Here is a 20,975-nt window from a genome sequence, read left to right as displayed (position 1 = left end):
ACAGGTGTGGGTTCTGTCCTGTGCACAGGCGCTCCACAAGCGCCGACATCCTGTGCAGGAGGGTGCCCCCGGGCCCGGGATCCCGCGGGCGGAGCCTGTGGACGAACTACACGAAAAGGCCCCGGCGGTGCTCCGCCGGGGCCTTCGAGGAGGGGTGGGGCCGGGTTCAGCCCTCGCGCTGCTGCTGCTTGATCCGGTTGGTGAGCTCCGTGACCTGGTTGAAGATCTGCCGGCGCTCGGCCATCAGCGTGCGGATCTTGCGGTCGGCGTGCATCACCGTGGTGTGGTCGCGGCCGCCGAGCTCCTGGCCGATCTTCGGCAGGGACATGTCGGTGAGCTCGCGCAGCAGGTACATCGCGATCTGCCGGGCGGTGACCAGGGTGCGCGTGCGGGACTTGCTCTTGAGCTCCTCGAGGCTGATGTCGAAGTACACCGCGGTCTGGGCCAGGATCGAAGCCGCGGTGATCTCCTGCGCGCCGTCGTCGGTGATGAGGTCCTTGAGCACCAGCTCGGCCAGGGGCAGGTCCACCGACTGCTTGTTCAGGGAGGCGAACGCGGTGACCCGGATCAGGGCGCCCTCGAGCTCGCGGATGTTGGTGGAGATGTGGGAGGCGATGTACTCCAGGACGTCGTCGGGGGCGTCCATGCCCTCGCTCGTGGCCTTCTTGCGCAGGATCGCGATGCGCGTCTCCAGCTCCGGCGGCTGCACGTCGGTGATCAGGCCCCACTCGAAGCGGGACCGCATCCGCTCGGCGAAGCCGGTGAGCTGCTTGGGCGGCATGTCGGAGGTGATCACGATCTGCTTCTCGTGGTTGTGCAGCGCGTTGAAGGTGTGGAAGAACTCCTCCTGCGTGTGCTCCTTGCCCGCCAGGAACTGGATGTCGTCGATCAGCAGCATGTCCACGTTGCGGTAGATCTCCTTGAAGGAGGAGCCCTCGTCGTCGCGGATCGAGTTGATGAAGTCGTTGGTGAACTCCTCCGAGTTCACGTAGCGCACCCGCACCTGGGGGTAGAGACGCTTGGCGTAGTGGCCGATCGCGTGCAGCAGGTGCGTCTTGCCCAGCCCGGACTCCCCGTAGATGAACAGGGGGTTGTAGGCCTTGGCCGGGGTCTCGGCCACCGCGAAGGCCGCGGCGTGGGCGAACCGGTTGGACTGGCCGATCACGAAGGAGTCGAAGACGTACTTGGGGTTCAGCCGCGCGGAGCTGTCCCACTCCCCCACCACGGCGGGAGCGGTGCCGGTGTCCTGGACGGGGCGGCGGGGCGGGGCGGCCTGCGGGTCCCGCGGCGGCGGCAGGGTCCGGTCGGCCCCGCCCATCTCGGAGCGGTGTGCCGGCTCCGGGGGCGGCGCCATGAGCCCGGCGGGCTGCCGGTCGAGGCCGGCCGTCCGCCGGTCGACCTCCACCGCGTCGGCGGTGTCGGCGTGGTCGACCCGTGCGGGCAGGTCGGTGCGGTTGCGCTCCGCCTCGAGCTCGCTGATCGGGGGCAGGGCCGCGGTGGGCGTCGAGGCGCCCGCCTCCGGTGCGGGAGCGGTCTCGAGGTCGGCGTCCACCACGAACGCCACGAGCGTCTCGGGGCTGAAGGCCCGGCCCACGGAGGACCGGAGCACGGACGCCATCTGGTTCTGGAAGAACTCGCGGGTGAGCTCGTTCGGGACCGCGACGAGCAGCGTGGTGCCGATGAGGCCCTGGGGCTGGGCCAGGGAGATGAACCCCCGGTAGCGCCCCGTGGTCATGGGGTCCTCGTACATGTACTGCACGCATTCGGCCCATTGCGCGCTGAGCGCCTGATTGTCCTGCGTGCCCACGCGTACTCCTGCTGTCGTCGAGATGTCATCGAGCTGTCGTCGGGATGACGAGGCGGTGGACGGGTCGTCCCGGCCCCTCGCCGGGGATCTTGTCCACATCGTTGTTCACAACGGTGGAAAAGCTGTCGGGGGCCAGCCGCGAGTGCCAGCCTAGAACATGCGCCGAACCTGTTCATAGCCGTTTTCCGGGGGCTCCAGGAACTACAGACGTGTAGTTCGACGCCCGATCCGCGTGGTTCCGCGGCTCCGGTCGGGCCGGTTTTCCACAGGATGTGATGAAGATCCGTGCACAGCTGTGGGTAGGATGTGAACTGCACAGCGGCGCCGGGTCTCCCGGTGCCCGGTCCAGCACTCGACCACCGTTCGACCCGGTTCCGCCCCGGCCGCCCCGCTCCTGCGCCGGCGGCACCGGGGCCCGCGGCCACCCGTCGCTGATTTGACCGCCCCCTGCCCGTTGTCTAGGGTGAAGTAGTCTTTTGTGTCCACTGTCATGCCCATCCGCATGCTCGGACGCATCCACCAGCACCGCTGTGACCGTCCCTCTCCTCCGCGCCGAACCCGGTGCGGTGAGACCGAGGACGGGCGCACACCCTGACGCCTTTGGAGTAACCAGTGAGCAAGCGGACTTTTCAGCCGAATAACCGCCGTCGCGCCAAGAAGCACGGCTTCCGTGCCCGGATGCGCACCCGCGCCGGCCGCGCCATCCTCGCCGCCCGCCGCAGCAAGGGCCGCACCGAGCTCTCCGCCTGAGCCGGTCCGTGTCGGCGCCGGCGCTTCCGACGACCGCCCCGCGACGGGCGCTCGTCGTCGTGCCGGAGCCGCCCGAGCCGCCGACCGTGCAGGAGCGGGACCGTGCTGCCTGAACAGCACCGGATCCGGACCTCGGCCCAGTTCTCGGCCACCACGCGTTCCGGCGCCCGAAACGGGCGCCGGAACGTCGTCGTCTATGTGCGTCCCACCGGCGAGGAGCACCCGGCCCGGTTCGGCTTCGTCGTCTCGAAGGCCGTGGGCAACGCCGTGCGCCGCAACAAGGTGAAGCGACGCCTCCGGGAGCTCGCCCAGACCACGGTCAGGCAGGCCCCGTACGGTTACGACGTCGTGGTGCGCGCGCTGCCGCCCGCCTCCCGCGCGGACTGGGCGGAGCTGGCCGCCGACTACGCGAAGGCGTGGCGGACGGCGTCCGCGCGGGCCGGGGCTCCCGGGACCGCCGGGACGACGACCACCGCAGCAGACCGACGACCCGCACGGGAGGAGCCGGAGTCATGAGCGAGCACGCTCACGCGCCCGAGGACCTCCTCGCGGCGGCTCCCCACGAGTTCGTCCGCCCGGCGTCCGCGTGGCAGGTCCTGTGGTTCCTGCCCCAGAACGCGCTCATCGCGGGTCTCAAGCTCTACCGGACCATCGTCTCCCCCCTGTACGGGGACGTCTGCCGGTACTTCCCCTCCTGCTCGGCCTACGCCCTCGAGTCCGTCACGGTGCACGGCGTCGTGCGCGGCCTGGGCCTCAGCGTCCGCAGGCTCCTCCGCTGCCACCCCTGGGCGGCGGGTGGGATCGACAGGGTCCCGGACGGGGGCCGGGTCTTCCCCGACTTCGCGTCCCTTCCCCGGATCGTCCTGCTGAACCATCCCACCCTTGCTGAGCGCCACCAGCACCACCCCGCCGGGGCCACCGGTCCCGCGGCCCAAGGAGAGCCTTCCCCATGAACCTGTTCGAAATGATCCTCTTCCCCTTCAGGTGGGTCGTCTCCGCCGTGCTGTGGGTGTTCCACGAGATGCTCACGGCCCTCGGGATGGACCCCGCCGCGGGCATCACCTGGGTGCTGTGCATCGTGGGCCTGACCCTGGTCATGCGCACGCTGACCATCCCGCTGTTCCTCAAGCAGATCAAGTCCATGCGCGGCATGCAGGAGCTGCAGCCGGAGATGGCCAAGCTCCAGGCCAAGTACAAGGGCAAGAAGGACCAGCTGTCTCGGCAGGCCATGGCCCAGGAGCAGATGGAGCTGTACAAGAGCCACGGCTCCAACCCGTTCTCCGCCTGCCTGCCCATCCTGGTGCAGATGCCCATCTTCTTCGGGCTGTTCCAGGTCCTCAACGGCGTGCCCGGGTCCGCGGCCGCCGGCGAGGGCGTGCACGTCCTGAACGCGGCCACCGTGCAGTCCTTCAACGAGGCCACGTTCTTCGGCGCCCCGCTGTTCTCCACGCTGCTCAACCCCGGCGACGGCAACCACGTGGCCACGATCCTCCTGGCGATCGTGATGATCGTCGCGATGTCCGCCTCGCAGTTCTTCACCCAGAAGCAGCTGACGGCCAAGAACATGAGCGAGGCCGCGAAGGCCTCCCCGATGTACCGCCAGCAGCAGATGATGCTGTACCTGTTCCCCCTGGTCTTCGCGATCGGCGGCATCAACTTCCCCATCGGCGTCCTCATCTACTGGACCGTCTCCAACGTCTGGTCCATGGGCCAGCAGTGGTGGGTCATCCGCAACAACCCGACCCCGGGCTCGCAGGCCGAGCAGGAGCTCAACGAGCGCCGCGCCGCCAAGGGGCTCCCCCCGCTCGGCAAGACCGTGGAGGAGCACGAGGCCGACATCGAGGAGCAGCGTGCCCGCGCCGCCGCCGGGCAGCGTCAGCAGCCGGTCGGCAAGAAGCGCCAGAGGCAGCAGGCGAAGCGGAAACAGGCGCGATGACCGCGGCCGGCCGACCCGGCTCGACCCCCTCCCCGCACGGGGCCGGCGCGCCCGGCCCCGTGCTTCCACGGCCCCAGGAGACGACATGACCGACATCCGGCAGACCACCCAGGACGCCGACGACGTGCAGCCCCCCGCGCCGCGCGCCGACGCCGACCGCGGCGCCGGGGCGGGAGCCCCCGCCGCGGAGACCCCGGCCGCGAAGACCCCGGCCGCGGAGACCGCCGCCGCAGAGACCGACGCCGTCGATCCGCTCGAGGAGGAGGGCGAGATCGCGGCCGACTACCTCGAGGAGCTGCTGGACACGGCGGACCTCGACGGCGACATCGACATCGAGGTCCGCGACGGTCGCACCTACCTGTCGGTCGTCGCCGACGGGGACGACGTCGAAGGCCTGTCGGCGCTGGTCGGCGAGGACGGCGAGGTCCTGGAGGCCCTCCAGGAGCTCCTGCGCCTCTCCGTGCTGGCCGCCACCGACCGGCGCTCCCGCCTGGTGCTCGACATCGGCGGCTACCGGCTCCGCCGGGCCGGTCAGCTCCAGGACCTGGCCCTGGCGGCCGTGCGAGAGGCACAGGAGACCGGGGAGCGCGTGCACCTCGACCCCCTGTCCGCCTACGAGCGCAAGATCGTGCACGACGTGGTCGCCGAGCAGGGTCTCGTCAGCGAGTCCGAGGGCGAAGGGGCGGCACGGCACATCGTCGTGTCCGTTCCGCAGGGCTGATGGCCGAGGAGCCGCGCCCCTCCCCCGCTCCGCAGGTCCCGCCGGTCCCGGACGAGCAGGAGCGGCGCGCCGCCGAGCGGCTGTTCGGCGAGCGGCTGCCGCTGGCGGAGCGCTACGTGGCGCACCTGGCGTCGTCCGGCATCGTCCGGGGGCTCATCGGCCCGCGGGAGGTGCCCCGGCTGTGGAGCCGGCACGTGCTCAACTGCGCCGTGGTCGAGGAGCTCATCGCGACCGGCGCCCGCGTGGCCGACGTCGGATCGGGCGCGGGTCTGCCCGGGCTGTGCCTCGCCCTCGCCCGGCCCGACCTGCGGATCACGCTCATCGAGCCGCTGGAGCGGCGCGTGCAGTGGCTGGACGAGGTCGTGGCCGACCTCGGGCTCACGAACGTGCGTGTGCTGCGGGCCCGGGCGGAGCAGGCCCGGGACGAGGTCGGAGAGGTGGACGTGGTCACCGCCCGCGCGGTCTCGGCCCTGGTGGGTCTCGTGGACATCACCCTGCCGCTGCTGCGCGGCACCGGAGAGCTGCTCGCCCTCAAGGGCCGTTCCGCGGCGGACGAGGTGCGCAAGGCGCAGAAGAAGCTGGACCGGCTCGGCGCCCGGTCCACCGAGATCGTCCCGGCCGGGGCGGACCTGCTCGAGGAGCCCACCACGGTGGTGCGGGTCCGGCTCTGAGCACCGCCGCCTGCTCCGCGCGGTGTCGGCGGTAGGCTGGGAGGAGTGTGCCACGGGCGGTGCGCCGAGCTCGGCCACGGGTCGACGGCAACCTGACCTGCGGCGCGGTCCCAGGCACCCCTCCCCCGCGGGAGGCGTGCTCCGACGGAACGAGTTCGAGACGAACCGGGAAGGTGCGCAGTCAGATGCCGATCGACGACGGCGCGGGAAGTCCGCGAGGCTTCGACGCCGAGTTTCCCCCCGATCCGCTTGATCAATCGATCAAGGTTGTTCCTGATCGGGGTACTCGTGTTTCACGTGAAACGGACGGACAGCTGCCCAAGATGACCACAACGATGGCGGAGGACACGCCGCTGGGGAGGAAGCTCGTGGAGGAGACCAGGCGACGCGCCAGGCTGAAGAAGGTCCAGCTGGAGAAGCCCGCCGCAACGCGGATCTTCACGATCAGCAACCAGAAGGGCGGCGTGGGCAAGACGAGCACGTCGGTGAACATCGCGGTGGCCCTCGCCCGACAGGGGCAGAACGTCCTCGTCATCGACAACGATCCCCAGGGCAACGCGTCGACGGCCCTCGGCGTGGAGCACCACTCGGAGGTCGACAGCACCTACGACGTGCTCATCGACGAGATGCCCATCGCCGACGCGGTGAAGCCGTCCGCCGAGGCGGACAACCTGTGGGTCGTCCCGGCCACCATCGATCTGGCCGGCGCGGAGATCGAGCTCGTGTCCATGGTGGCGCGGGAGCACCGGCTCCGCCGGGCGCTCGAGGCGTACGCGAAGCAGCGCGAGGCCGACGGTCTGGAGCGGCTCGACTACGTCTTCATCGACTGCCCGCCGAGTCTCGGGCTGCTGACCCTCAACGCGTTCGTCGCGGCCACCGAGGTGCTGATCCCCATCCAGTGCGAGTACTACGCGCTCGAGGGGCTCAGCCAGCTGCTCAAGAACATCGAGATGATCCAGAAGCACCTGAACCCCGAGCTGTCGGTGTCGACGATCCTGCTCACCATGTACGACGGTCGCACCAACCTCGCGTCGCAGGTGGCCGAAGAGGTGCGCAACCACTTCCCCGCCGAGGTCCTGGAGACCATGATCCCCCGCTCGGTGCGCATCTCGGAGGCGCCGAGCTACCAGCAGAGCGTCATCAGCTACGACCCCAGTTCCACGGGGGCGCTGTCCTACCTGGAGGCGGCGGCCGAGATCGCCCAGCGCGCCCAGCGCTGACGGAGCGGCCCCTGGCCATTTCCCGGCCACTCCCCCGCCCGACGCCCGTCTCCTTCTGGAGGCGGGCGTCCTGCTGTTCCCGTTCCGCGCCGCGCGCAAGTGACCCACCGTTCCACGTGAAACGGCACGTCGGAACGCGCGGCTCGGCTAGAATTGTCCGGATTGCCGGGCGAGGGAGAGGAACATCGTGAGCGAACGACGACGTGGACTGGGCCGAGGACTGGGGGCACTCATTCCGAGTGCACCCGCTGCCGAGGCCCCGGTGAAGGAGGAACAGGGCGCGGACGTCGGCCCGGCTCCGGTGCCGTCGACGAGCGCGGAGGACACGTCCCGGAAGGACGCTGCCCGCACGGATGTTTCACGTGAAACGACGTCCGCCGAAGCCGCACCCGCACGTGCTGAGAATTCGACCGACCAGCCGGACGCAGCAACCGGGACCCCGACGCACCGGCCCTCAGCCGGCGGAGAGCCAGCCACTAGGACCCCGAGCACGTCGAAGGCCGCCGCGCGTCCCGCTGGCGGGACCGCAGACGCAGATGACGTCCCCGAGCAGCCCGGGTCCGCCGAGCCGGCGAAGCGGTCGGCTGCCGGGGGACGGAGCAGGACTGCCAGCCCTGCCGCTCGGCAGAAGGCCATGAAAGCGCGGATGGACATGGGCGAGGCCCTGCGCAACACCACACTTGTCAGCCGACCCTCGGACATGTTCTTCCTGCCATCGGCCGGTGCCCCTGACGCCGCGCCGGCGGATGACTCCGGGGAGACGTCGTCGTCGACGACAGAACCCGGTCCGGGGAACCGGGCCGGCGTTTCACGTGAAACATCGAGTCCGAAGGAGACTCGCCCGTCCGCGGAGGACGTCGTGGCTCCGTCCGGGGGGCGCAGCTGGACCGCGGCGGAGCCGGAGCATCAGCGACTCGATGTCTCCCCGGCCGGCCCCGCCGCCGCGGGCGATGCGCCGGAGGCGACAGATGATTCCGGCGCGGGAGAGGCGACCGAGGCGACCTCCGTGACGGACCGTCCCGCTTCCGATACGTCCGCGGGCGATGTTTCACGTGAAACGGACGCGGCGGTCGAGGAGCTGGCGGCGGTGCCCGGTGCTACGTTCGCCGAGATCCCGGTCGCGGCCATCCACCCCAACCGCAAGCAGCCCCGTCAGGTGTTCGACGAGGAGGAGCTCGCAGAGCTCGCGTACTCGATCGGCGAGCTCGGTGTGCTGCAGCCCATCGTGGTGCGGCCCACCCGCGAGGGTGGGGAGCAGTCGTACGAACTGGTCATGGGCGAGCGACGGTGGCGCGCCACCCAGCGCGCCGGGCTGCCGACCATCCCGGCGATCGTCCGCGAGACGGCGGACGACGACCTGCTCCGGGACGCCCTGCTCGAGAACCTGCACCGCAGCCAGCTGAACCCGCTCGAGGAGGCCGCGGCCTACCAGCAGCTGCTGGAAGAGTTCGGCGCCACGCAGGAGGAGCTGTCCCGGCGCATCGGCCGATCCCGCCCCCAGATCAGCAACACGATCCGTCTGCTCCGCCTGCCGCCGCTCGTCCAGCGCCGTGTGGCCGCCGGCGTCCTGTCCTCGGGGCACGCCCGCGCCCTGCTGTCCCTGGCCGACCCCGCGCAGATGGAACGACTCGCGCAGCGGATCGTGGCGGAGGGGCTCTCGGTCCGGGCCACGGAGGAGGCCGTGCAGCTGACGGAGACGGGGGAGCGCAAGCCGCAGCGGGCGGCCGCCCCGGCCGGGCGCAACAAGGAGCGGCTCGACTACATCGCGGAGGCGTTCTCCGACCGCCTGGACACGAGCGTGCGGATCGCCCTGGGCGCCCGCAAGGGCAAGATGACCATCGAGTTCGCCTCGGTGGAGGACCTGAACCGCATCATCGAGGTGCTGGACCCCGGGATGGACCGCACCTAGACCACCGATCGCACGGAAGAGCCCCGGTGTTTCACGTGGAACACCGGGGCTCTTCCGTGCGCCGGGTCCGCCCGGCGGGGCGGTTCAGCGTCCGTTGTACTCGGCGACGTCGTCGACGCTCATGGTGCCCGTGGGCACGTCGTCCTCCGCGAGCAGGAACATGCGCTGCAGACCGAAGACGACGGCTTCGGCCAGGTGGTTCCGGTGCTCGGGATCGGCGAGGGCGGCCCGGTCGGCAGGGCTGGACAGGTAGCCGAGGTCGAGCCAGATGGTCGGCGCGTCCTGGGAGCGCAGCAGGTCCCACTGCCGGGCGTGGGTGCCGAGGTCGAGCGCCCCGGTCCGGGCGACCATCTCCTTGAGCACGAGCACCGCGGCCCGTTCGCCGATGGGGGAGTAGATCTCGGAGCGGTCCTGCTCGCCCCAGTAGTAGGAGGCGACACCGCCGGCGGCGGGGGAGGCGTTCCAGTCGCAGTGCAGGGTGACCACCACGGAGTCCGTCCGGCTCCCGGCGACGGCCTCCCGGGTGGAGTCTGCGGTCCGCACGGGCACGCCGCGGCGGTCGTGGAGCTCCCGCCCGGGCGAGACCACCGAGGGGTCGGCACCGATCTCGTGCAGCAGCTCGGAGGCGCGGACGGCGACGTCCCGGGTCACCTCGTCGGCGCGGTCGCGGAAGTCCGGCGCCGCCGAGGCCGGCGGCTGCTGACCCGCTGCCCCGGACGGGACCAGCACCACGGAGCGGCCGCGCAGGGCCGAGGTGGCCCGCTCCAGGCGGTGGTACTCGCGCAGCGAGAAGGCCTTGGAGGACGTGATGTTCTTGTTGATCCGGGCGAGCGCGGCGATGGTCTCGCGGTCCACCACTCCGGTGGCCCCGAGACCCAGACTCTGCTGGAGCTCCATGACCGCGTGGTGCGTGCTGCTGCCGAACACCCCGTTCAGGTGTCCGTAGTAGAAACCCAACCGCGAGAGGTTGTGCTGCAGCATGCTGACGTCGTCGCCCCGGAGCGGGTGGTCGTCGTCGGCGTAGAGCGGGCGGTCACCGAGGGCGTACTGCGCCTCGTTGAGGCACCGGTCCGTCTCCGGGCCCACCAGGCCGTCCACGATGAGCCCGCGCTCCTGCTGGAAGGCGCGCACGGCGGCGTCGACGTGGTCGTCGAAGTAGGAGGGGTTGTTGACGTCCTGCGGGGCGAGGTAGGCCACGGTGACGCCGGCCCGGAGCAGCCGCTCCCGCAGGCTGACCACCCGCCGGCTCGTCATGGTCCGGCGCAGCATCGGTTCGGTGTCGTCGTTGTTCACGGGTGTCCCACGGGTCGGAGGGGTCGGCGTGGTGCCAGGACAGCGGCTCGTCCGCCCCTCCCCGGCGGGGGAGGGGCGGACGAGCCCGGGGTGTCGCGGATGTCGGGGGTCCGCTCAGTTCCCGGGGACGAGGTAGTCGGCGAACTCCTTCTCGAGGGCGCTCTTCGGCTTCGCGCCGATGGCCTTCTTGACCACCTCGCCGCCGGAGAAGAGGTAGATGGCCGGGATGGACGTGATGCCGTACTGGGACGCCACGGCGGGGTTCTCGTCCACGTTCAGCTTCACGACCTCGACGGCGTCGGCGTGCTCGGCGGCGATCGCGTCGAGGACCGGGCCGACCATGCGGCAGGGGCCGCACCACTCGGCCCAGAAGTCCACGATGACGGGCTTGTCCGATTCGAGGACCTCGGTGCGGAAGTCGGCGTCGGTGACGTTCTTGGCGGCGCTCATGTTTCTCCTTGTCGGGGTGCCGGGCACGCGGTCGGCGTGCCCGGACCGCTCTGGGTGACGTGGTGAAGGCGGATCTGGTTCGATTATGGCCCATGCCGGTCCGGGCGCCGGCGGCGCCCGGACCGGGACGGCTCAGCTGTGCAGGACCGAGCGGTCGTGCAGGGCGGCGAGGTAGTGCTCGGTGTCGACGGCGGCGACGCATCCGGAGCCCGCCGCCGTGATGGCCTGGCGGTAGGTGGCGTCCACGACGTCGCCCGCCGCGAAGACCCCGGCGAGGCTCGTGGTGGAGCTGCGGCCGTCCACGGCGATGGTGCCGTCCACGGTGAGCTCGAGCTGGTCCTTGACCAGGGCGGTGCGGGGATCGGAGCCGATGGCGACGAACAGCCCCGTCACGGGCAGCTCCGAGGTCTGGTGGGACTCCGTGTCACGGACGGTGACGGAGCGGACCTTGTCCTCGCCGTTGATGCCCACGACCTCGGCGTTCCACAGGACCTCGATCTTGGGGTCGTCGAAGGCGCGCTGCTGCATGATCTCGGAGGCGCGGAAGCTGTCCCGCCGGTGGATGATCGTGACCTTGGAGGCGAAGCGGGAGAGGAACGTGGCCTCCTCGAGGGCGGAGTCGCCGCCGCCGACCACCGCGATGTGCTGCTCCTTGAAGAAGAAGCCGTCGCAGGTGGCGCACCAGCTCACCCCGTGGCCGGAGAGCCGCTTCTCGTCCGGCAGGCCGAGCTCCCGGTACGCGGAGCCGGTCGCGAGGATCACGGCGTGGGCGCGGTGCACGGAGCCGTCCTCGAGGGTCACGGTCTTCACCTCGCCCTCGAGCTCGAGGGCGACGACGTCCTCGTAGCGGATGTCGGCGCCGAAGCGCTCCGCCTGCTGCTGCATGTTGGACATCAGCTCCGGGCCCTGGATCCCGTCGATGAACCCGGGGTAGTTCTCCACCTCGGTCGTGTTCATCAGCTCACCGCCCGCGGTCACGGACCCGGCGAAGACGATGGGGTGGAGGTTGGCGCGCGCCGCGTAGACGGCCGCGGTGTACCCGGCGGGGCCGGATCCCACGATGATCACCTCGTGGACGGTCTCGTCGTCCGCGCCGGCCTTCGGCTCGCCGGTCGAGGGGACGAGGTTGAGGGCGTTGATCACGGGACCGAAGTCGGGGCTCACTGTTCTGCAGACCTTCCGTACAGGGAGCGGCCGGGCACGCCGACCGCAGGGACCACTGGCACAACGGGGCGCGCGCGGCGGATATTCCGGTGCCGGACCCGCCCCGGCGGGTCCGGCGGGGGGAGCGGGGCCCTCAGTCGAGCTGGATCTCGCCGATCCGCAGGCCGTGGTTGAACCCGGCGATGGGGTTCGTCAGCTGCGGCAGCTGCGTCCAGTTCACGATCACGTACTGCTGGTCCTCGTCCTGGGCGGCCGCGGCGAGCGGAACCGTGATCTCCGGGCCCGTGAAGGAGCCGGAGGCCACCTGGTCGGCGCCGTCCAGGCTCGGGGTGTCGTTGACGTACACGTCGAACATCCCGCCCGAGCCGGCCGACTGGCTGAGCCTGAGCGTCTCCACGGGCGCGGGCTCCTCGAGCTGCACGGCGAGGCCGACGCTCGGCGTCCGGTTGCCGAAGTTCGGGTCGGAGAACCCGTAGCTGATCCAGTAGGTGGACGGGTTGCCGTCGACGATCTGGCCCAGCTGCGCGTCCTGGTCGGCCATGAAGCCCGGGTCGGTGGGCACCACCCGGGTGACGGCGCGGGGCTCCGGCTCGGCGGCCGGGGCCTCCGGCTCGGGGCTGGGCTGCACCTGCTCCGCCCCGGCCTGCTCCTCGGCCGGCGCGCTCACGGCGGGCTCAGGGCTCTCCGACCCGGCGAAGAGTCCGCCCAGCCGGTCGAAGCTGAACACCACGGCACCGATCAGCAGGGCCAGGAGCAGGAGCAGGAGCAGCAGCAGGCCCCGGCCGCCCTTCTGCGGCCGGTCCGCGGTCGCCTCCCGGCGCGGCGGCGCGGCCGCGGCCGCCTCCTCCGGCCCGTGGGGCGTGTCCGGGTGCCCGTCGTCGTAGTCGTCGTAGCTGTCGTAGCGGTTGTCGCCGTCGTAGCCCGGGTCGATGTCCGTCCCGGCCGTGCGGACGGCCGAGGCCGCCGTGCCGCTCGCCGCCGCGCGGTCGAAGAGGGTCGAGCGGGTCGAGGTGGCGCTGACCCGCACCGGCCGGCCGAGACGGGTGCGCACCGAGGGGGCGGGCGCGGCGTCGTCGTACGAGTCGTCGTCCCGCCACCGGGTGACCTTGGGCTGGGGGGCCGCGCCGCCGAGGTCGTCGGAGGCCTCGGTCGCGACCACGGGGGTCGGGCTGGTGGGGTCCGGCTCGTCGTACACGTAGGACCCGGGGCCGCTGCCGCGCGGGGCGCCGAAGATGTCGTCGCTGAGGGACTCGTCCTCGACGTCGTCCGGCTCCACGAGCAGGGAGTCCAGCATGTCCGCGGCCGGGGTGTGCGAGGTCACGAGGTAGGTGTGCGCCTCCGCCTGGCCCAGGTCCAGGATTTGGAAGGGGGCGCCGATGCTGCCGTTGGCCATGGAGCGGGCGTTCTCCACGAGCAGGGAGGTGTGCCGCTCCGCGGGCAGCAGGATCGACACGCGGCGGCCGAGGATCTGGTCCTGTCCCTCGAGCACGCGGTCGCCCTCGGCGGTGGCCAGCACGTCGGTGACGACCTTGTAGCGGCCGCCGAGGACGGAACCGAGCTTCATCGGTGCGGGCACGTTGGCTCCCTGGGGGTCGGGAATCCGCGGCGGGGGGCCGGAATTCGCGGGCGGGGGTGGCCGGCGGGGCGGAAGGGGTGTTCCTGACCCACGTCACCGACCACTCAGCACTTTACCGGTCCCGGCCTTCCGCGGCCGAGAGCCTCGTCACACGGCCGGTTCGGGCGCTCGCTCCGTCCGGTCCGCCCGGTCGGGGCGGTCAGCGGCCGAGGCGCGCGAGGAGCGGGCGCACGAGGCTGTCGAGCTCCCGGACGCGGCAGAGCTTGAGGGCGCCCAGGTAGGCGATCCCCATGACGGTCCCGCCCGCGGCGACGGTCGCGATCGCCGTCAGTTGGTTGGTCCAGGGGAAGCCGGCGGGGTCGTATCCGCCGAGCAGGAACAGCGCCACGGCGCCCACCGCGCCGGCGAGCAGGGACGCCACGAGGATCCGGGCGTGGGAGTCCACGATCCGGGCCACGTCGTAGTCCCCGATCCGGCGGACCAGGACCACGTGGTAGATCAGCGCGCTCAGGACGTTCTGGGCCGCGTAGCACGCGGCGACCGCGAAGACGATGAGGTCCGGCGGGACGAACGACCAGATCAGCAGCGCCGAGACCACGGTGAAGAGGGCGACGCCGACCTGCACGAGGAACGGGGTGAGGGCGTCCTCCTGCGCGTAGAACGCCCGGCCGAGCATGAAGGACACCGACATGAAGGGCGCGCCGATCGCGATCACCGTGATCACCTGGCCGACCACGGCCCCCGCGGAGGGGACGCCGCCGCTGAAGAGCATGCCGAGGGGGCCGGCGAAGACCACCAGGGCGACGGTGGCGAAGACCGTCGCCACCCCGGTGATGCGCAGGCTCGAGGACAGGGACGCGACCATCCCGGCCCGGTCCCCGTCCGTCGAGGCGGCGGCCATCCGGTTGAACAGCACCGTGGCGATGGACAGCCCGATCACCCCGTGCGGGAGGGAGTACAGCATCGAGGCCTGGTTGAGGGCCGCCACGCCCGCGATCTGCTGCGGCGGGTCCATCGCGAGGTACTCCGGGCGGTAGCCGGTGGGGATCGCCGCGACCTTGGTCAGGGTCAGGAACGCGAGGTTGGCGAGGACCCCGGTGGCGAGGGTCCAGCCCGCGAGCCGCGCCGCGGTGGAGAGGCCGATGCCGCGCCAGCCGAACTTCGGGCGCAGTCCCAGCCCGAGCCGGCGCAGCGGCCAGAACAGCACGAGGGCCTGGGCCGCGACGCCCACCGTGGCCATGGCCGCCAGCCAGAAGGTCTTGGTCGGGGACCAGTTCTCGAGGGTGTGCACCGTCTCGGCGTACGCTCCGAACTGCTGGACGAACACGAGCAGCGCGGCGATGGCCACCACGTTGTTGACCACCGGCGCCCACATGTACCAGCCGAAGGCGCCGCGGGCGTTCAGGACCTGTCCCACCACGGTGTAGAGGCCGTAGAAGAAGATCTGCGGGAACGTGAACAGCGCGAACGTCAGCCCGAGCGAGAGCTGCTCCTCGGTCCAGTCGGTGCCCATGGTCCGGATGATGGGTCCCGCCAGCAGCACCACGACCACCGTGACGCCCAGCAGGGCGAGCACGGCGAGGGTGAGCAGGCGGGCGATGTAGTCGGCTCCGCCGTCGTCGGCGGTCCTGGAGGCCTTGATGATCTGCGGCACCAGGACGGCGTTGAAGATGCCGCCCGCCACGAGGACGTAGATCAGGTTCGGCAGCGTGTTCGCGAGCTCGAAGACGTCGGAGACGGTCGTGATGGAGCCGATCGCCACCGTGATGAGGACCGTCTTGACGAACCCCAGCGCGCGGGAGACGAGCGTGCCCGAGGCCATGATGGCGCTGGAGGCCGCGCCCGAGCGGCGGGCCGGGGCCGCCGGGGGGCCCTTCCCGGAGGGCTCCGCGGTCTCAGAGCTGGTGGATGATGTATTCACGGGCGATGTCGGCGATGCGCCGTTCGTTGGGGAAGGAGAGCTTCCGGCCGAGGTCGTCGATGTTCACCCAGGCGACGTCCACGGCCTCGTGGTCGGGGTCGTTGTCCGTGGTGAGGTGACCGCCCGTGGCGCGCAGCAGGAAGTGGTGCACCGTCTTGTGCACGCGGTGCCCGGAGACCGTGAACCAGTAGTCGATGCTGCCCAGCGGGCTCAGCACCTCACCGGCGATGCCGGTCTCCTCCTCGATCTCGCGGATCGCGGCTTCCTCGTTGGACTCCTCGCCCTCGGGGTGGCCCTTGGGCAGGCACCACTCGAGGCGCCCGCCGCGGTTGATCCGGGCGATGATGGCCACCGGGTGGGAGGGCGCGCCGAGGTCGACGACGATCCCGCCGGCGGAGACTTCCTCGACCGTGGGCAGCGCAGCGGCCGGCGCGGTCGGCCGCTTCTTCGGTGCGCTGGGTACGGGGAAAGCCATGTCTCCTACCTTGCCACAATCGCCCGGGCTCCCGCCGGAGCGGGGGAGGGGCTCCGGCGGTCGGTTCCGGCGGGGCCGCGGCGGCCGGGTCCGCGCCCCGGGGTCTGGAACAATGGGCGGCACCATGACGCAGCTCCCCGACGCCCACGCGATCCACCCCGCCGCCCTCGACCTGGGGCGGCGGTTCTCCGCCGCCGGCCACGAGCTCTCCCTCGTGGGCGGGCCCGTGCGGGACCTCTTCCTCGGCCGGCCCTCCCTGGACCTGGACTTCACCACCGACGCGACTCCCGAGGAGACGCTCGCCGTGGTCACGGGGTGGGCGGATGCGGTGTGGGAGATCGGCCGCGCCTTCGGGACCATCGGGATGCGCCGCGGCGACGTCCAGCTGGAGGTGACCACCTACCGGGCCGAGGCCTACGACGCGGACTCCCGCAAGCCGCAGGTGGCCTTCGGCGACTCCCTCGAGGACGACCTGTTCCGCCGCGACTTCACCATCAACGCCATGGCGCTGCGGCTGCCCGGCCTGGAGCTCGTGGACCCGCACGGCGGGATCAAGGACCTGCACGCCCGGGCGCTGCGCACCCCGGGCGCCCCGGAGGACTCCTTCTCGGACGACCCCCTGCGCATGATGCGCGCCGCCCGCTTCGCGTCCCAGCTCGACGTCGAGGTGGCGCCCGAGGTGCGCGCGGCCATGACCGGCATGGCGGAGCGCATCGCGATCGTCTCGGCCGAGCGCGTGCGGGAGGAGCTCGTCAAGCTGGTCTGCGGGCGCCGGCCCCGCCGCGGCATCGACCTCCTGGTGAGCACGGGGCTCGCCGAGGTCGTGCTGCCCGAGGTGCCCGCGCTCCAGCTCGAGACGGACGAGCACCACCGGCACAAGGACGTCTACCAGCACTCCCTGACCGTCATGGAGCAGGCCGCGGCCCTGGAGTCCGGTCCGGACGGCCCCGTGCCCGGGCCCGACTTCGCGCTGCGCTTCGCCGCGCTCATGCACGACGTCGGCAAGCCCGCGACCCGGCGCTTCGAGGAGTCCGGTGCCGTGAGCTTCCGCCACCACGAGGTGGTGGGCGCGAAGCTCACGGCCAAGCGGATGCGGGCCCTGCGCTTCGACAACGACACGATCAGGACGGTGGGCCGGCTGGTCGAGCTGCACATGCGCTTCTACGGCTACGGGGACGCCGAGTGGACCGACTCCGCCGTGCGCCGCTACGTCCGGGACGCCGGGGAGTGCCTGGAGCGGCTGCACCGGCTCACGCGGGCGGACGTGACCTCCCGGAACCGGCGGAAGGTGGCACGGCTCGCCGCCGCCTACGACGACCTCGAGGCGCGGATCGAGGAGCTCTCCGCGCGCGAGGAGCTCGACGCCGTGCGGCCGGAGCTGGACGGCGAGCGGATCATGGCGGTGCTCGGCATCCCGCCGGGGCCGGCGGTGGGCCGGGCCTACAAGTTCCTGCTGGACCTGCGCCTGGACGAGGGGGAGCTGGGGCCGGAGGAGGCCGAGCGGCGGCTGCGGGCCTGGGCCGCGGACACCCTGTGAGCCCCCGGTCCGGCGCCGGCGCCGCCGGGAACGTCCTCTGCTGCCCCCGGAGTGCATATATCGGTGAAGACATATCTTCCGACCTCACTGCGGTCCTTCGGGCCGGGGTCGGGGTCGGGGCGGGCGTGCTGCGCGGACGGCGGGAGGGGCCGTGAGCCCCCTGGGCGGGTCCCGGGGCGGCCACCGGGCGCTGCTCGTCGGCCTGAGCCTCTACGCGGTCATGACGGCCTGGCTGCTGCGGCTGCCCTGCCGGGTGCCCGGCTGGGGCGCCGCGGAGAGCCTGCCCGCGCTGTGCGCCTCCGAGATCGCGCCCGGCGAGGCGTCCGGGGCGGGCGGGTTCTTCACGGGCGGGCCCGCGGGGGACCAGCCCGCCCTGGTCGGGATGATCACCACGGTGGTCGGCTGGTTCGCGGCCCGCCTCTCCGCGCTGTTCGGGACGGACGTGGACCGGGGCGTGTTCGCCGACCTCTCCGTGCTGCTGCTGGCCCTGGTGTGGATCGGCACGGTGGCCGCGGTCTCCGCGCTCTCCGGCAGGCGCGGCGCGGACGCGTTCGTGCTGGCGCTCGCACCGGTGGCGGTCCTGGTGGGCTTCGGCACGTGGGACCTGTGGGCCGTGCTGCTGATGATGCTGGCGCTGCTCTTCCACGTCCGGGGCAGCCCCGTGCCGGCGGGGATCCTGCTGGGTCTCGCGGCGTCCGTGGCGCTGTTCCCCCTGGTGGTCCTCCTGGCCGTGCTGCTCCTGGCCGTGCGGTACCGGCAGTTCCGGGACTTCGCGGTGGTCCTGGCCGGGACGCTGCTCACCTGGGCGCTGGTCAACGGGCCGTTCCTGCTCTCCGCCCCGGACCGGTGGGTCCGGCAGCTCCGCCTGCCCTGGGACGGGCCCGTGGAGGGCTCCTCCTCCTGGGGCGTCTGGGCCCGGGTGGAGCAGGCGCGCACGGGTGCGGCCCCGGACCCGGCGGGGGCGGGGCAGTGGGTGCTCCTGGCCCTCGTGCTGGGTCTCGTGGCGGTGCTCGTGCTGACCCTGCTCACCCGGCAGGAGCCCAGCGTCGTCCAGATCGCGTTCCTCCTGCTGGCCGTGCTCGTGCTCTCCGGCCCCGCCTACTCCCTCGTCCACGTGCTCTGGCTGGCGCCCCTCGTGGTGCTCAGCCGGCGCAACTGGCTCGAGTTCGCCGCCTGGCAGCTCGTCGAGGTCCTGTGGTGGACCACCCTGGTCCTGCCCGAGCCGACCTGGCCGGTGCTGCCCGGGCTCGGCCTGATCGGCTGGGACGCGCAGGACCTGCTCGCGGCGGTGCGCGTGCTGCTCCTCGTCCTCCTGGTGGTCGCGGTCGCGGTCGACGTCCTGCGGGGCGGTCAGGCGCGGCGGATCGGGCTCTCCGAGGCCGGTTGAGCGTCCCGGCTCCGCCGGGAGGGGGAGACCGGCGGCCGCCACGCCCGCACGGGTTCATCCTGACGGCGGTGCCGTCCCGCGCCGGCTCTCCCGTAGGTTGGTGGCGGAGAAGAACAGACGAGTGCTCGGGAGGAGCGCCGGTGATCGAGATCGAGAACCTGACGAAGACCTACGGCGGCAAGACGGCGGTGGACGACGTCAGCTTCACCGTCCGCCCCGGCAAGGTGACCGGGTTCCTGGGGCCCAACGGGGCCGGCAAGTCGACCACGATGCGCCTCGTCGTCGGGCTGGAGTCCGCGACCCGGGGCCACACCCGCGTCAACGGCAGGCCGTACGCCCAGCACCGGGCGCCGCTCGCGGAGGTCGGGGTGCTGCTGGACGCGAAGGCGGTCCACCCCCGGCGCACCGCGCGCGCACACCTCTCGGCGCTCGCCGCGACCCACGGCATCGCGAAGTCCCGCGTCCAGGAGGTCGTGGACCTCACCGGGCTCGGGGCCGCGGCCGACAAGCGGGTGGGAGGCTTCTCCCTCGGCATGGGCCAGCGCCTCGGGATCGCCGCGGCGCTGATCGGCGACCCGCACACCGTGATCCTCGACGAGCCCGTCAACGGACTGGACCCCGAGGGCGTGGTGTGGGTGCGCCACCTCGCCAAGTTCCTCGCCTCGGAGGGCCGCACGGTCTTCCTGTCCTCCCACCTCATGTCCGAGATGGCGCAGACCGCCGACCACCTCGTGGTGATCGGCCGGGGCCGGATCCTCGCGGACGCGCCGATCCAGCAGATCCTCGCCGGGGGCCGCACGCGCACCCGGCTGCGCGCCACCGACCGGGAGGCGATGCGCCGCGCCCTGCAGGGCACGGACGCCGGCATCACGGAGTTCGACGACGACGGGCTCCTGGTCACGGGGCCGGAGCCGCGGCGCATCGCCGAGGCCGCCCTCTCCCACGGGGTGCTGGTCCACGAGCTCACCCCCCTCACGGAGACCCTCGAGGACGTGTACATGGCCATGACCCAGAACGAGGTCGAGTACCGCTCCGGCGGCGCTCCCGCACCGACCGACCCGGCGCCCTGGGCGGGCGCCGACGCACGAACCGGAGACCGAGCATGAGCACCAGCACCTCGACCGCCCCCCGCCCGCAGACCGGCGCACCGGAGCGCACCGGGCCGTCCGACCCCGCGTCCCGGGTGCGGCTGGGCTTCGGCCGGGTCCTGCACTCGGAGTGGATCAAGTTCCGCTCCCTGCGCTCGCACTGGATCCTGCTCGGCGTCGCCCTGCTGCTCTCCCTCGGATTCGCAGCGCTGGGCGCCTGGAGCACCACGTCGCTGCAGAGCTTCAACGAGCAGGCCGCGCAGGAGCAGGTCGACGAGTCGCTGGACGGACGGTCCCCGGAGGAGCTCGGGCTCACCGAGGAGGAGGTCCAGCAGCAACAGGACTCGTTCGCCGCCGAGTCGGACCGGCAGATCGCCGCGCAGTCCGACATTGCCCTGCCGGACGGAATGGGCTTCAGCGAGTACCTGGCCATGACCAGCGCCAACAGCGGCCTGCAGCTCGTCATGCTGCTCCTGGGAGCGCTGGCCGTGCTGTTCATCGGCTCCGAGTACGCCACCGGCGCCATCCGCACCACCATGACGGCGGTGCCGCGGCGCACCCCGGTGATGCTCGCCAAGACCGTGGTGCTCTCCGTGGTCGCGTTCCTCTTCGGGGTGCTCAGCGGGCTCCTGTGCCACCTCGTCGTCCAGCCGGTCCTGGCGGGCGGGGACCTCGGCTACGACGTGTGGCAGGAGCCCGTCCTGCTCAACGTCCTGGCGGTGGGCGTCTTCTACATGGTCACCGCGTGGCTGGGCTTCGGGCTCGGGGCCCTGCTGAAGTCCACGACGTGGGGGATCGTGGTGCTCGTGGTGCTGGTGATGGTCCTGGAGATCGTGCTGTTCGCGCTGTCCTTCGAGTGGCTCGAGGACGTCAAGCCGTACTCCCCGGGGGCGGCCGGCACCCAGCTGACCACGATGTACCAGTCCGCCGACCCGGTGCTCACCCACGTGGAGTCCGGCCTCGTCTACGGCGCCTGGGGCCTGGTGCTCGTCGCGGCCGGGATCCTGGCCACCCGGAGGCGCGCGCTCTAGCGGTTCTTCCGTCCCGGCGGCGACGCCGGCCCTACGATG

The 20,975-nt window shown here is 71.9% G+C and carries 19 protein-coding genes; 12 read left to right on the top strand and 7 right to left on the bottom strand.

Annotated features, from left to right (window positions below; all coding sequences use genetic code 11):
* Nucleotides 1-166 precede the first annotated feature (166 nt).
* Nucleotides 167-1,750 carry a chromosomal replication initiator protein DnaA gene (gene dnaA, locus ACZ2G1_RS11990; protein WP_051063853.1) on the bottom strand — a complete coding sequence of 528 codons (1,584 nt, stop codon included), beginning with the start codon at nt 1,748-1,750 and terminating at the stop codon, nt 167-169.
* 669 nt (nt 1,751-2,419) lie between these two features.
* Here dnaA and rpmH point away from each other — a divergent pair.
* The 8 genes from rpmH to ACZ2G1_RS11950 all read left to right on the top strand — a co-directional run bounded on the left by rpmH (nt 2,420) and on the right by ACZ2G1_RS11950 (nt 9,014).
* Nucleotides 2,420-2,557, top strand: coding sequence for a 50S ribosomal protein L34 (gene rpmH / locus ACZ2G1_RS11985; RefSeq protein WP_019181680.1), 138 nt, complete (start codon nt 2,420-2,422; stop codon nt 2,555-2,557).
* Nucleotides 2,558-2,659: 102 nt separating this feature from the next.
* Nucleotides 2,660-3,073 carry a ribonuclease P protein component gene (gene rnpA, locus ACZ2G1_RS11980; protein WP_017835071.1) on the top strand — a complete coding sequence of 138 codons (414 nt, stop codon included), beginning with the start codon at nt 2,660-2,662 and terminating at the stop codon, nt 3,071-3,073.
* On the top strand, nt 3,070-3,510 hold the full coding sequence (gene yidD / locus ACZ2G1_RS11975) for a membrane protein insertion efficiency factor YidD (protein WP_017835070.1): 441 nt from the start codon (nt 3,070-3,072) through the stop codon (nt 3,508-3,510). The genes rnpA and yidD overlap by 4 nt, the downstream gene beginning before the upstream one ends.
* Nucleotides 3,507-4,493 (top strand): membrane protein insertase YidC, encoded by a 987-nt coding sequence (gene yidC / locus ACZ2G1_RS11970; RefSeq protein WP_017835069.1) that lies wholly within the window; start codon nt 3,507-3,509, stop codon nt 4,491-4,493. The genes yidD and yidC overlap by 4 nt, the downstream gene beginning before the upstream one ends.
* An 85-nt stretch (nt 4,494-4,578) precedes the next feature.
* Nucleotides 4,579-5,214 (top strand): Jag family protein, encoded by a 636-nt coding sequence (locus ACZ2G1_RS11965; RefSeq protein WP_284563001.1) that lies wholly within the window; start codon nt 4,579-4,581, stop codon nt 5,212-5,214.
* Entirely contained in the window at nt 5,214-5,885 is a 672-nt protein-coding gene (gene rsmG / locus ACZ2G1_RS11960; RefSeq protein ID WP_470376853.1) for a 16S rRNA (guanine(527)-N(7))-methyltransferase RsmG, read from the top strand. The genes ACZ2G1_RS11965 and rsmG overlap by 1 nt, the downstream gene beginning before the upstream one ends.
* Nucleotides 5,886-6,208: 323 nt before the next feature.
* Nucleotides 6,209-7,105 carry a ParA family protein gene (locus tag ACZ2G1_RS11955; protein ID WP_109268899.1) on the top strand — a complete coding sequence of 299 codons (897 nt, stop codon included), beginning with the start codon at nt 6,209-6,211 and terminating at the stop codon, nt 7,103-7,105.
* Between the two features lie 700 nt (nt 7,106-7,805).
* Complete coding sequence (locus ACZ2G1_RS11950; protein WP_470377728.1) at nt 7,806-9,014, top strand: ParB/RepB/Spo0J family partition protein; 1,209 nt, start codon at nt 7,806-7,808, stop codon at nt 9,012-9,014.
* Nucleotides 9,015-9,098: 84 nt separating this feature from the next.
* On the opposite strand, the gene ACZ2G1_RS11945 is transcribed toward ACZ2G1_RS11950, so the two are convergent.
* From ACZ2G1_RS11945 to ACZ2G1_RS11920, 6 genes are all read right to left on the bottom strand, one after another.
* Nucleotides 9,099-10,307: a peptidoglycan-binding protein gene (locus ACZ2G1_RS11945; protein ID WP_470376852.1), complete on the bottom strand. Its 1,209-nt coding sequence runs from the start codon at nt 10,305-10,307 to the stop codon at nt 9,099-9,101.
* A gap of 114 nt (nt 10,308-10,421) precedes the next feature.
* Nucleotides 10,422-10,757, bottom strand: coding sequence for a thioredoxin (trxA, locus tag ACZ2G1_RS11940; RefSeq protein ID WP_017835063.1), 336 nt, complete (start codon nt 10,755-10,757; stop codon nt 10,422-10,424).
* Between the two features lie 132 nt (nt 10,758-10,889).
* A complete protein-coding gene (trxB, locus tag ACZ2G1_RS11935; protein ID WP_017835062.1) occupies nt 10,890-11,921 on the bottom strand; it encodes a thioredoxin-disulfide reductase in 1,032 nt (343 codons plus the stop codon).
* A gap of 133 nt (nt 11,922-12,054) precedes the next feature.
* Nucleotides 12,055-13,497, bottom strand: a complete 1,443-nt coding sequence (locus ACZ2G1_RS11930) for a hypothetical protein (protein ID WP_109221580.1) — start codon at nt 13,495-13,497, stop codon at nt 12,055-12,057.
* A 199-nt stretch (nt 13,498-13,696) separates the two neighbouring features.
* Nucleotides 13,697-15,319 carry a murein biosynthesis integral membrane protein MurJ gene (murJ, locus tag ACZ2G1_RS11925; protein WP_470377727.1) on the bottom strand — a complete coding sequence of 541 codons (1,623 nt, stop codon included), beginning with the start codon at nt 15,317-15,319 and terminating at the stop codon, nt 13,697-13,699.
* 73 nt (nt 15,320-15,392) lie between these two features.
* Nucleotides 15,393-15,893, bottom strand: a complete 501-nt coding sequence (locus ACZ2G1_RS11920; protein ID WP_017835060.1) for an NUDIX domain-containing protein — start codon at nt 15,891-15,893, stop codon at nt 15,393-15,395.
* 124 nt (nt 15,894-16,017) lie between these two features.
* Between ACZ2G1_RS11920 and ACZ2G1_RS11915 the strand changes: the two genes are divergently transcribed.
* The 4 genes from ACZ2G1_RS11915 to ACZ2G1_RS11900 all read left to right on the top strand — a co-directional run bounded on the left by ACZ2G1_RS11915 (nt 16,018) and on the right by ACZ2G1_RS11900 (nt 20,936).
* Entirely contained in the window at nt 16,018-17,430 is a 1,413-nt protein-coding gene (locus ACZ2G1_RS11915) for a CCA tRNA nucleotidyltransferase (protein WP_043739739.1), read from the top strand.
* A 151-nt stretch (nt 17,431-17,581) separates the two neighbouring features.
* On the top strand, nt 17,582-18,817 hold the full coding sequence (locus ACZ2G1_RS11910; RefSeq protein WP_470376851.1) for a glycosyltransferase 87 family protein: 1,236 nt from the start codon (nt 17,582-17,584) through the stop codon (nt 18,815-18,817).
* 140 nt (nt 18,818-18,957) lie between these two features.
* A complete protein-coding gene (locus ACZ2G1_RS11905; protein WP_017835057.1) occupies nt 18,958-19,923 on the top strand; it encodes an ABC transporter ATP-binding protein in 966 nt (321 codons plus the stop codon).
* Nucleotides 19,920-20,936, top strand: coding sequence for an ABC transporter permease subunit (locus ACZ2G1_RS11900; RefSeq protein WP_470376850.1), 1,017 nt, complete (start codon nt 19,920-19,922; stop codon nt 20,934-20,936). The genes ACZ2G1_RS11905 and ACZ2G1_RS11900 overlap by 4 nt, the downstream gene beginning before the upstream one ends.
* The last annotated feature ends 39 nt before the right edge of the window (nt 20,937-20,975 follow it).

This window comes from Kocuria sp. KKT182, from assembly GCF_055635395.1.
The sequence above is the reverse complement of the archived record's forward strand: the minus strand, read 5'-3'. Positions and strand labels throughout refer to the sequence as shown.